Origin of the sequence: Microbacterium pygmaeum (assembly GCF_900100885.1) — a bacterium.
GTDB lineage: Bacteria > Actinomycetota > Actinomycetes > Actinomycetales > Microbacteriaceae > Microbacterium > Microbacterium pygmaeum.
In genome coordinates this window covers 286,578-297,575 of record NZ_LT629692.1, presented here as the reverse complement: position 1 = coordinate 297,575, position 10,998 = coordinate 286,578, and the positions used below count along the sequence as shown (strand labels likewise).

The window sequence follows — 10,998 nt, the reverse complement described above, 5'->3', positions numbered from 1 at the left end:
CGCGCACCGATGACCCCGCCCGATCTGCGTGGGTTCACCTACCTCGATCTGCTGGGCTCCGGCGGGTTCGCGGACGTGTACCTGTACGAGCAGCTCCTGCCACGCCGGCGCGTCGCGGTGAAGGTGCTCCTCGCCGACCGCATCTCGACCACGTCGGTGGACGAGTTCACCGCGGAGGCGAACGTGATGGCGATGCTCTCCACGCATCCGGCCATCGTCACGATCTACCAGGCCGGCGTCGCCGACGACGGCCGTCCGTACCTGGTGATGGAGTACTGCCCCAAACCGAACCTGCAGGTGCGGTACCGGCGCGAGCGGTTCTCCGTCGCGGAGTCGCTGCGGGTCGGCATCCAGGTGGCCGCCGCCGTCGAGACCGCGCACCGCGCCGGGGTGCTGCACCGCGACATCAAGCCGGCGAACATCCTCGTCACCGAATACAACCGTCCGGCCCTCACCGACTTCGGCATCGCGTCGACGACGAGCGCCGCAGCCGAATCGGCGGGCTTGTCGATCCCGTGGTCGCCACCGGAGTCCTTCGCCGACGAACCGCGCAGCGACCCGCGCTCCGACGTGTGGGCGCTCGGCGCGACGGTGTACTCGCTGCTGGCCGGCCGCTCGCCGTTCGAGCTCGAGGGGCAGCGCAACAATGGCGCCGACCTCATCCAGCGCATCGAGACGATGGCGGTGGCGCCCCTTGACCGACCGGACTCCCCGGCGTCGCTGCAGCACGCGCTCGAGCGCGCCATGTCGAAGTCGTCCGCCGACCGGTACGACAGCGCGCTCGCCTTCGCGCGCGCACTGCAGACCGTGCAGATCGAGCTGTCGCATTCGGTGACGCCGATCGACATCCTCGACGACCATCTCGAAGCCGGGGCACCGGTCGACGAGGACGACGGGCTCACCCGCGTGCGCGGCGTGGTGAGCATCAGTCCCGAGACGGCACCCGCGGCCGGTCAGACGCGTCCGAACGCAGCGACGACGCAGGTGGTGCCGGATGTCGGGCCGAAGGTCGAGCCGACCGAGCCTGACGGCTCCGCGACGGTCCTGCGAGCACAGATCGACGACACCCGTCGCTCGGACTCCGGTGCCGGAGCGCACATCTCCGCACGCTCGAACGCGATAGAGGTCGCCACCGAGGCCGCGGCGACGATCCGGCGCGCGCCGGCGCATGTGCCGCCGGCAGCCGACGATCGCGTTCCGGCCGCGGTTCCCGCGCCTTCCACTGCAGCATCCACCCCCACGCGCCGCCGCACCGCGTTGTGGGCGACGCTGGGTGCGGTCGCTGCGGCCGCCGTCATCGGCGTCGTCCTGGCGATCTCGCTGTCGGGACTCCTGAACTCGGCGACGACCGCTTCGCCGGCGCCGACCGCGGCCGAGACGGCCGAGCCGATGAACCCGATCGCCGGCGGCGTCTCGGCGCCGACCGGCCTCAGCGGCACCGCCACTGCGGAGGGCGTGCTGTTCACGTGGCAGAACCCGAACCCGGCCGACGGCGATCGCTACGCATGGGGTCTGGTCACCCGCGCAGACGAGGAGCCGGCGCTGCAGCAGGTGGATGCCCCGACGGTCACGGTGCCGGCCGATCCCTCCGGTCAGACCTGCATCGAGGTGCTGATCGTGCGCACGAGCGGGCAGTATTCCGACCCCGTCCGCGAGTGCGTCCCGTGACCGCGCCGGGCGGCGCGCCGGATGCGCTGGTCGTCGATTTCGCCGGTGAGGAGTTCGTCGTCGCGCCGGGCGACACCTTCACCGTCGGTCGGGAGGGCGACCTCGCGATCGACGACAATCTGTTCCTGCACCGCCACTTCCTCGTCATCGAGAAGGTGGAGGGCTTGTGGCTGCTCTCCAACGTCGGCAGCCGCCTCTCGGCGACGGTGACCGATTCCGGAGGGCGTGTGCAGGCATGGCTGGCGCCCGGCGCGCGCCTGCCGCTGGTGTTCGCCGCGACCTCGGTGGTCTTCAGCGCCGGCCCGACGACCTACGACCTCACCCTGCGCCTTTCCGCGCCGGCGTTCCGCGAGACGCCGCGCGTGGACGAAGCGGACGGTCAGAGCACGATCGGCGAGATCCCGCTCACCCCGAGTCAGCGACTGATGATCCTCGCGCTCGCCGAGCCCGTGCTTCGCCGTGACGGGACAGGGCGCAGCGAACTGCCGACCTCTGCGCAGGCCGCGGAGCGCCTGGGCTGGACGCTGACGCGCTTCAACCGCAAGCTCGACAACGTCTGCGACAAGCTCGACCGCAGCGGCGTGCCGGGGCTGCGCGGCGGAGTGCGCTCGTTCGCGACGAACCGGCGGGCGCGCCTGGTCGAGCACGCGGTCTCGACGAGGCTGGTCACACGCGAAGACCTCGACCTGCTCGACGAGGAGCAGCCCTCCGGCGACGACGTCGTACACGCCGACCTGTGAGCGCGGCCGCTCCCGCAGGTGCCGGCGCTGCCCGCTCCGTGCCGCGCCGCGACATCCAGGGCCTCCGCGCGATCGCGGTGCTCGCGGTGGTGTCCGCGCACGTCGTGGGCTGGCCGCGCGGCGGATTCGTCGGCGTGGACGTCTTCTTCGTCGTGTCCGGCTTCCTGATCACCGACCTGCTGCTGCGCGAGCTCGCACTCCACGGCCGGATCTCCCTGCGTCGGTTCTACGCGCGCCGTGTTCGGCGCATCCTTCCCGCCGCCCTCCTGGTCCTCGTGGTCGTCACGATGACGGCGTTCGCCGTGTTCAACCGGCCACGCGCCGACCAGACGCTGGGCGACGCGATCGCCGCCGCCCTCCTGGTCTCGAACTGGCGGTTCGCCGCGCAGGGCACCGACTACTTCCACGCCGCCGATGCCGTCTCGCCGCTGCAGCACTTCTGGACGCTGTCGGTCGAAGAGCAGTTCTACGTGGTGTGGCCTGGGCTCATCATGCTGGCCGTTCTCCTCACAGCCGCCATCGTGCGCCGGCGCCGGCGCGTCCGCGCAACGGTGGGGACCATGGCCCTGCTGGTCGCCGGCGCCTCCCTCGGGTGGGCCTTCGTGCAGACGGCGGCGGACCCGACGGTGGCCTACTTCTCCACCGCGACGCGTGCGTGGGAGCTCGCCGCCGGAGCGCTCCTCGCGGTCGCGAGCCCGGTGCTGGTGCGGATGCCGGCGGTGCTCGGTTCGCTGCTCGCGTGGGTCGGGCTCGCCGGGGTGATCGGGGCGTTCCTCGTCATCGATCCCGACACGATGCCCTTCCCGGCTCCGTGGGCGCTGCTGCCTGTGATCGCGACGGCGATGGTGATCGCCGGAGGTCTTCGCATCCACGCGTGGCGGGGGCACCTCTTCCCGCTCACGAATCCGATCAGCGTCTTCGTCGGCGACGTCTCGTATTCGCTGTACCTCTGGCATTTCCCGGTGATCGTCTTCGCCGCGGTGCTGCTGCCGGCCGGCGCGGTCACGACCGGGGTCGTCCTGCTCGTGATCGCCCTGCTGAGCGTCACCACGTACTTCATGCTCGAGCAGCCGATCCACCGCTCGCCGTGGCTGACCGGGACGAGCGAGCCGGCGACCGCCGCAAGTGCCCGGCCGGTCACGACACAGCCCCCCGCCTCGCGAGCCGTTCCCCCCGCTCCGACGCTGTCGACCCGACCCGCCGGCTGGACGCCGGGAACCCGCTACTACCCCGGCTCGCGACCGCCGGCGCAGCGACCGGTCGGCCGGGCAGCGGTGGCGACCGCGGCACCGGATGCCTTTCCGGCGACTCGAACCGCCCCGGCGGCCGCCGAACCGCCGGAGACGATTCCGCCGTGGACCGCATGGCGGGCCCGGTTCGGAACGCAGATCGGGATCTCCGCAGCCGTGCTCGGCGTGGGCGCGGGCGCTGTGCTGCTGGTCCTGCAGCTCACCCTCGCGCCGTTCGCGGGTGTGGGATCCGGACCGGACGCCGCCCCGGATAATCCGGGCACGAGCGATCCGGTCGCCGCCGTGCAGGCGGAGCTGTCCAGCGCGATCACGGCCACATCCTGGCCGCAGCTGGATCCGACCCTCGATCAGGTGCTCGCCCGTTCCTCGAGCGACAACCCGGCGCGCGACTGCTTCGTGCCCGAAGAATCGCCCGACCTCGATCGGTGCACGTGGGGGAGCGCCGACGCACCACGGCACATGTACCTCGTGGGCGACTCCAGTGCCATGGCCTACGCGCCCGCCTTCAAGGCGATCGCCGAGGGCAGCGGCGGCGCGTGGCGGATCACGACGGTGGGCCTGTACGGATGCCGCTTCACCGATGTCCTGGTCGACAACAGCGATCCGTCCGTCGTCGCCGCGTGCCCGCAGCGCAAGCGCGACGTCAGGGAGATGATCGCCGCAAGCCCCGCCGATCTGGTGGTCGTGGCCAATGCCTACACGCTCGGCCACGCAGTCGACGGGCGCGACCTCAGCGCGGGTGATCTGATCTCTGCGACCCAGGCCGAGGTCGGCTCCTACGCCGCGAGCGCGGGTGTCGTGTATCTGTCCCCGCCGCCGCACGGCGCGGATCTGGCGCGCTGCTACTCGCCGGTGACCGCGCCGTCCGCCTGCCTCAGCGCAGTCGAGCCCACGTGGCATGACATGCAGGCGGCCGCTGCGGCCGTAGCGTCGGCGACCGGGGGGTGGGTCGTGGACGCACTGCCGTTCACGTGCGTCCAGGAGGTGTGTCCGGCCTTCGCGGGCACGCTGCCCATCCGCTACGACGCGACCCACCTCACCGTGGCGTACGCAGAGCACATCGCGCCGATCCTGCGGGCCGACCTGCTGGCGCTCGGGCTCTTCTAGCTGTACTGGCCTCGACCGTTGTTGATTCGGTCGATGGGCGTTTTGCCTCCGATGCCGAGGTGGGCTCTGTCTAGGTTGTAGTGGTCGAGCCAGGCTGGCAAGGCCGCAGCGCGGTCGGCGTTTGAGTTCCAGGGTTGGGAGTATGCCCATTCGGTTGCGAGGGTGCGGTTCAGTCGCTCGACTTTGCCGTTTGTCCAGGGGCAGTGCGGGCGGATGAACTTCTGTTTGATGCCGTGAGCGGTGAACACGTCTCTGAAGGCGACCGATTTCCGGTACGCGAACGCGTTGTCGGTGATGACTCGTTCGACGGTGACGCCGAGCGAGGCGTAGAACGCGATCGCTCGTTCCAGGAAGCCCGCGCACGTCGTCCCGCGTTCGTCTGCGTGGATCTCGAGGTACGCGAGACGGGAGTGGTCATCGATCGCGGCGTGCACGTAGTCGTAGCCGATCCCGCGGCCGCGGACCTTCTCGCTGCGGCCGTGGGCACGCCATCCACCGCCGTCCGGGATTCGGCCGAGCTTCTTCACATCAACATGGATCAGCGAGCCCGGATGAGCATGTTCGTACCGGTTCGCGGACCGTCGTGAGGCTTTGATCACCGTGCCGGTGACCGGGTCAAGGTCCCGCAGCAGCGGAACCTGATGGCGGCGCAGCACCCGCCCGACCACGGACGCGTGCATCCCGAGCCGCGCACCGATGAAGACCGGGCCGCGGCGGGTCAGTTCCCGCATGATCCGCACCCGCGTCTCCTGACACGACCCCGTCCGCCGCGGATGAGCGTGGGCGACGCTGGAGCGATCCTGCAACCCGGCCACGCCGGCGTCCCGGAAACGCCGCCACCACCGCCACGCGGCCGTACGGGAGACGCCCATCTCCGCGGCGACATGCGCGACCGGCCGCCCCGACTGGATCCGCTGGACCATGATCAACCTGCCGGCCGGAGTCAGCCGGGCATTAGCGTGAGACAAGAGAGACCTCCGTGCGTTCGAGCTGAAGAACTAGACAGCTCCAACTCGACCCCGGAGGTCTCTCCTACGTCAACAACGATCCGGGTCAGTACATCTAGCGCTCAGCGGCCGGCGTCGAACAGATGCCGGCCGCCGTGGCTGAGCACCTTGACCACGACACCGCGGCGGTGCAGCTCGGCGACCGTCCGGGTCTCCTCGTCGATGTCGCGGCCGAGTGCGTGGACCGTGCTCACGACCAGCACGTCGCCGTTTCGCAGCGTGCCGAACAGGCGGACCAGCCGGGCTTCCCACGACTCGAGGGTCTCCGGCGCGGGATGGCGGAACCCCTCGATCGGCACGCCGAAGCGCGTCAGCTCGTCGCGCTGCTCGGTCACGCTGGGCATGTCCTCGCGCGAGATGACGAGCCCGACGAGACGGGAACCGACGGGACGGGCCAGCCACCAGTCACGGTCGCGCTGCAGCTCGGTGAAGCACTCCGGGCACTCGGCGGCGGCGTGCGGCACGTGGATCGGGCTGGTCAGATCCGTCATGGGTCCATTCTCGCCCACGCGGCTCAGTTCTGATCATCCAGGCGCAGCTCCAGGCTGAGCTGGTCGGCGTCCAGCTCGGCCAGGGCGCGGCGCAGTGCGGCTGTGCTGAAGGCGCCGCCCGATGAGAGCTCGTTCAAACGCACGCGCATCGCCGCGATCGCCACCAGACGCAGCTGCATCCCGTCCTTCGCCATCGTGGTGTTCTCATCGTCGGGCGCCTGCGAGTACCGCTCGACGATCCTCTCCAGGAAGCCGGCCGGGAACGGCTCACCGCTCGTGCGCACCAGCGCGGGGTCCCCCATCGCCGCTGCCGCCGCGGCCCGCAGCTGCGCATCGAGCCGATCCTGCTCCGCCTGACTCGGCCCCGCCGAGCCGGAGTCATCGAGCCCCAGCATCCGCACCACCCACGGCAGGGTCAGGCCCTGGAGCATGAGTCCGCCGACAGCGACGAGGAAGGCGACGAACACCAGCAGCGCCTGCAGGGGCCCCTCCGGCAGGGTCTGTGCGGCGGCGAGCGTCACCACCCCGCGCATCCCCGCCCAGACGATGACCGTGCCGTGCTTCCACCCCAGCGGCGAGGCCTGGTAGTAGTCCAGGTCGGCGAGGGCCGTGCTGACCCGGCGCCGCATCATCGTGACGCGTCGCTCGACCTGGTCCGGCGACGGCGGCCGCCCGACCTTGCCGGGCGGCGTCGGCCGGTCAGCCCCGCTCGGGTAGGTCGTGCCCGCGGCGACCTGATCGATGCGGTCGTTGAAGCTCTCCAATCGGGACCGGTCCATGCGCCGGGCGCTGCGACTCTGCACGGCGATGAGCACCGAGACGTACGCGGCGCGCACCAGCAGGATGATCGCCAGCGCACTGGCGGCCAGCCACCCCGCGTGCCAGAGGCCTTCATGGTCCTCGACGTTGGCTCGGACGATCTCCTTCAGCTCCAGCCCCATCAGGAGGAACACCGCGCCCTCGAGGATCAGCTCGACGGTCCGCCAGTTCAGTTCGTCCGACATGCGCTGCTCAGGGGTGAACCAGCGCACCGCGCCCTGACCGGTGACGATCCCGGCGACCACGGCCGCGACCAGGCCCGACCCGCCGAGTTCCTCGGTCGGCAGGTACGCGACGAACGGCACGACGAAGCTGATGGCGGTGTTGGCCGCCGAATGCGACACCCACGTGCGCACGCGGAGTGCGATCAGACCGACGGCCGCCCCGATGACCAGTGCGATCAGCACGCCCCAGACGAAGGACCACACCGCCGCGCCCACCGACACGCTGCCGATCGCGATGGCCGCGATCGCGGTGCGCAGGAGCACCAGGGCGGTCGCATCGTTGAGCAGGCTTTCGCCGTCGAGCATCGTGATCACGCGCGGTGAGATCCCCAGGCGCTTGGCGATCGAGGTGGCCACGGCGTCGGTGGGCGAGAGGATCGCGCCGAGCGCGACTGCGAGGGGGAGATCGATCCCGGGGATCACGAGCACGAAGAACGCCGCCAGCGCCGCCGTGCTCAGGAGCACGAGGACGATCGACAGCCCGGCGATCGGCCGGAAGTCGCGGCGGAACTCGATCGCCGGGAGGGAGACGGCCGCCGAGTACAGGAGCGGCGGGAGCACGCCGACCAGGATGATCTCCGGGTCGACCTCGAACGCCGGGATGAACGGCAGGAAGCTCACGGCGATGCCGATCGCGACCAGCGCGAGCGGACCCGCGATGCCCAGTCGCGGCGCGAGGGCCGAGACGAGCGCGACGACGACGACGCCGACGACGGCGACGAGCAGGAACTCCATCGCCTATCCCAGCCCGAGCGCGCGCACCGCGTCGCGCTCGGCGACGAGCTCGGCCACGGACGAGTCCATCCGGGCGCGCGAGCGCTCGCTGATCGCGAGCCCCTCGATCACGCGGTAGCCGCTGCCCTCGGAGCGCACCGGGAACGAGCAGACCAGGCCTTCGGGGACTCCGTACTCGCCGGTGGAGACGACCGCCGCCGACGTCCAGGCCGTGCCGGCCTGCTCGTCGCGGACGTGCTCGATCGCCGCGTTGGCGGCCGAGGCGACCGACGACGAACCGCGGACCTCGATGATCTCCGCCCCTCGCTTCGCGACGCGCGGAATGAACGACTCGTCCAGCCACGCCTCGGCGGCGGCGAGTCCGCCCAGCCGCGCCGACAGCGCCTCGATGACCGGCTCGCCGCGGACCACGGCGTGCGAGACGTCGGGGAACTGCGTGGCGGAGTGATTGCCCCAGATCGCCAGCCGGTCGATGTCATCGGGCGCGGCATCCAGCGCATCGGTCAGCTGTCCGACCGCACGGTTGTGATCCAGGCGGGTCAGGGCCGTGAACCGGTCGGCGGGGACGTCGGGTGCGGAGTCCGCGGCCAGAAGCGCGTTCGTGTTGGCGGGGTTTCCCACCACGACGACGCGGATGTCCTCAGCTGCCGCGGCCCCGATCGCCGCGCCCTGCGGGCCGAAGATGCCGGCGTTGGCCGCAAGCAGGTCGGCGCGCTCCATTCCAGGTCCTCGGGGGCGAGCGCCGACCAGCATCGCGATGTTGCAGCCCTCGAAGGCGGTGAGCGGGTCATCGGTGATCTCGATGTGACGCAGGAGCGGGAACGCGCAGTCCTGCAGCTCCAGCGCGGCGCCCTCGGCAGCCCGCAGGCCCTGCGGGATCTCCAGCAGCCGCAGGCGCACCGGCCGGTCTGCACCGAGCATGTCGCCGGCCGCGATGCGGAACAGCAGCGCGTAGCCGATCTGACCGCCCGCACCCGTGATCGTGATCGTCGTGGCGGATGTGTCGGAAGCGGCCATGCTGGAAGCCTATTGCCCGCCATTGGCCGCCGATATCCCGTCCCGGGAGCGGTGGCCACGGTACCGTGAGCCCATGACTTTCAACGACAACGCGAGCGTCGGCGGGAACTCCGCTCGTCGGCGCGGTGCCGGAGTCGCGGTCGCCGGTGGCGGCATCGCGGGGCTGGGTGCGATCGCGGTCCTGCTGTTCCAGCTGTTCACCGGAACCGACATCTCGGGGCTGGTCGGCGGAGGCGGCGTGCCGAATCAGCCGGGAACCGAATCCGAGATCGCCGGGTGCGAGACCGGCGCCGATGCGAACGCCAATGACGACTGCCGCCTCGCCGCGGCATCCCTGAATCTGGATCAGTTCTGGGGCGAGCAGGTCGAGGGGTACCGCGCACCGCAGCTGATCATCGTCGACGGGTCGACCTCCACGCAGTGCGGCACGGCCTCGAATCAGACCGGCCCGTTCTACTGCCCGCCCGAGGAGTCGGTCTACGTCGACCCGACGTTCTTCGCGATCCTGCGGCAGCAGTTCGATGCGACCGCCGGCCCCCTCGCCCAGCTGTACGTCCTGGCGCACGAGTACGGCCATCACATCCAGCAGATCACCGGCATCATGCAGCAGAACCCGAACAACGGCACCGGACCGGACAGCAACGGCGTGCGCACCGAGCTGCAGGCGGACTGCTTCGCCGGCGCCTGGGTCGCGGGGATGACGCAGCAGGTCGACGAGAACGGCGTGCCGTTCATGCAGGCACCGACACCGCAGCAGATCAGCGATGCGCTCAACGCCGCGGCATCCGTCGGCGACGACCACATCCAGCAGGAATCCGGCGGTCAGGTCAATCCGGAGAGCTGGACGCACGGTTCGAGCCAGCAGCGGCAGCGCTGGTTCGACGCCGGACTCGAGGGCGGCGTCGGCGCGTGCGACACCTTCGCCGTATCGGGGAGAGAGCTGTGAAAGACCCGGACTCGAAGAAGAAGCGCACGCGCGATCCGCTCTACCCGCCGATCGAGCCGTACGAGACGGGCATGCTGCTGGTCGGCGACGGTCACCGCGTGTACTGGGAGCAGAGCGGGAACCCCGAAGGCAAGCCGGTGGTGTTCCTGCACGGCGGCCCGGGTGCGGGGACCTCGGCCTGGCACCGGCGGTTCTTCGATCCGGAGCGCTACCGGATCGTGCTGTTCGATCAGCGCGGCTGCGGCCGCAGCACGCCGCACGCCAGTGACCCCGAGGCCGACCTGCGCTACAACACCACCTGGCACCTCGTCGCCGACATCGAACTGCTCCGGCGCAACCTCGGCATCGAGCAATGGCAGGTCTTCGGAGGCTCCTGGGGGAGCGCGCTGGCCCTCGCCTATGCCCAGACCCACCGTGAGTCGGTGACCGAACTGGTGCTGCGCGGCATCTTCACGCTGCGGCGCCACGAGCTGGAGTGGTTCTACGAGGGCGGGGCGGCCTCGATCTTCCCCGACCTCTGGGAGGAGTTCATCGCACCGATCCCGGTACTGGAGCGGACCCATCTGATCGAGGCATACCACCGCCGGCTCTCCGACCCGGACCCGGAGGTGCACATCCCGGCCGCGACGGCGTGGTCGCGATGGGAGGCCTCGACCCTCACCCTCCGGCCGGACCCGGATCTGGTCGCCGGCATGACGGAGCCGGCTCCCGCGACGGCGTTCGCTCGCATCGAGAACCACTTCTTCCTGCATGAGGGCTGGTTCGACGAGCAGCAGCTGATCGACCGCGCGCCGTGCTTGCGCGACATCCCCGCCGTGATCGTGCAGGGCCGCTACGACGTGTGCACGCCGATCATGACGGCGTGGGATCTGCACCGGGCGTGGCCCGAGGCCGAGCTCGTCGTCGTCGACGACGCCGGCCACTCGGCCAGCGAGCCGGGGATCGCCGCCGCGCTCGTGGCCGCGACGGATCGCTTCGCCCGGGACTGAGTCGC

At 70.8% G+C, this 10,998-nt stretch carries 9 protein-coding genes; 5 read left to right on the top strand and 4 right to left on the bottom strand.

Going from position 1 to position 10,998, the window contains the following annotated elements; genetic code table 11:
• Positions 1-9 precede the first annotated feature (9 nt).
• Genes BLT19_RS01365 through BLT19_RS01355 form a run of 3 tightly spaced genes read left to right on the top strand, consistent with a single transcriptional unit; the run spans position 10 to position 4,765 of the window.
• Positions 10-1,668 carry a serine/threonine-protein kinase gene (locus tag BLT19_RS01365; protein ID WP_172825571.1) on the top strand — a complete coding sequence of 553 codons (1,659 nt, stop codon included), beginning with the start codon at positions 10-12 and terminating at the stop codon, positions 1,666-1,668.
• Entirely contained in the window at positions 1,656-2,408 is a 753-nt protein-coding gene (locus tag BLT19_RS01360) for an FHA domain-containing protein (protein WP_407939803.1), read from the top strand. The genes BLT19_RS01365 and BLT19_RS01360 overlap by 13 nt, the downstream gene beginning before the upstream one ends.
• Positions 2,405-4,765 (top strand): acyltransferase family protein, encoded by a 2,361-nt coding sequence (locus BLT19_RS01355; RefSeq protein ID WP_231917735.1) that lies wholly within the window; start codon positions 2,405-2,407, stop codon positions 4,763-4,765. The genes BLT19_RS01360 and BLT19_RS01355 overlap by 4 nt, the downstream gene beginning before the upstream one ends.
• Here the strand turns inward: BLT19_RS01355 and BLT19_RS01350 are convergent.
• The 4 genes from BLT19_RS01350 to BLT19_RS01335 form a co-directional block, all read right to left on the bottom strand.
• Entirely contained in the window at positions 4,762-5,733 is a 972-nt protein-coding gene (locus BLT19_RS01350; RefSeq protein ID WP_091485230.1) for an IS481 family transposase, read from the bottom strand. The genes BLT19_RS01355 and BLT19_RS01350 overlap by 4 nt on opposite strands.
• 101 nt (positions 5,734-5,834) lie before the next feature.
• Complete coding sequence (locus BLT19_RS01345) at positions 5,835-6,263, bottom strand: recombinase family protein (protein WP_091485228.1); 429 nt, start codon at positions 6,261-6,263, stop codon at positions 5,835-5,837.
• A 23-nt stretch (positions 6,264-6,286) separates the two neighbouring features.
• Positions 6,287-8,041: a cation:proton antiporter gene (locus BLT19_RS01340; RefSeq protein ID WP_091485225.1), complete on the bottom strand. Its 1,755-nt coding sequence runs from the start codon at positions 8,039-8,041 to the stop codon at positions 6,287-6,289.
• 3 nt (positions 8,042-8,044) lie between these two features.
• Complete coding sequence (locus BLT19_RS01335) at positions 8,045-9,058, bottom strand: malate dehydrogenase (RefSeq protein WP_091485222.1); 1,014 nt, start codon at positions 9,056-9,058, stop codon at positions 8,045-8,047.
• Here BLT19_RS01335 and ypfJ point away from each other — a divergent pair.
• Both ypfJ and pip read left to right on the top strand, forming a co-directional pair.
• Positions 9,057-10,004, top strand: coding sequence for a KPN_02809 family neutral zinc metallopeptidase (ypfJ, locus tag BLT19_RS01330; RefSeq protein ID WP_091485220.1), 948 nt, complete (start codon positions 9,057-9,059; stop codon positions 10,002-10,004). The two genes, BLT19_RS01335 and ypfJ, sit on opposite strands and share 2 nt — an antisense overlap.
• A complete protein-coding gene (gene pip, locus BLT19_RS01325; RefSeq protein ID WP_269457417.1) occupies positions 10,001-10,993 on the top strand; it encodes a prolyl aminopeptidase in 993 nt (330 codons plus the stop codon). Before ypfJ ends, pip begins: the two co-directional genes overlap by 4 nt.
• The last annotated feature ends 5 nt before the right edge of the window (positions 10,994-10,998 follow it).

Bases quoted from the DNA above. Each gene is read 5' to 3' on its own strand.
- BLT19_RS01365 (WP_172825571.1), top strand. From the start codon at position 10: ATGACCCCGCCCGATCTGCGTGGGTTCACCTACCTCGATCTGCTGGGC.
- BLT19_RS01345 (WP_091485228.1), bottom strand. From the start codon at position 6,263: ATGACGGATCTGACCAGCCCGATCCACGTGCCGCACGCCGCCGCCGAG.
- BLT19_RS01340 (WP_091485225.1), bottom strand. From the start codon at position 8,041: ATGGAGTTCCTGCTCGTCGCCGTCGTCGGCGTCGTCGTCGTCGCGCTC.
- ypfJ (WP_091485220.1), top strand. From the start codon at position 9,057: ATGCTGGAAGCCTATTGCCCGCCATTGGCCGCCGATATCCCGTCCCGG.
- BLT19_RS01335 (WP_091485222.1), bottom strand. From the start codon at position 9,058: ATGGCCGCTTCCGACACATCCGCCACGACGATCACGATCACGGGTGCG.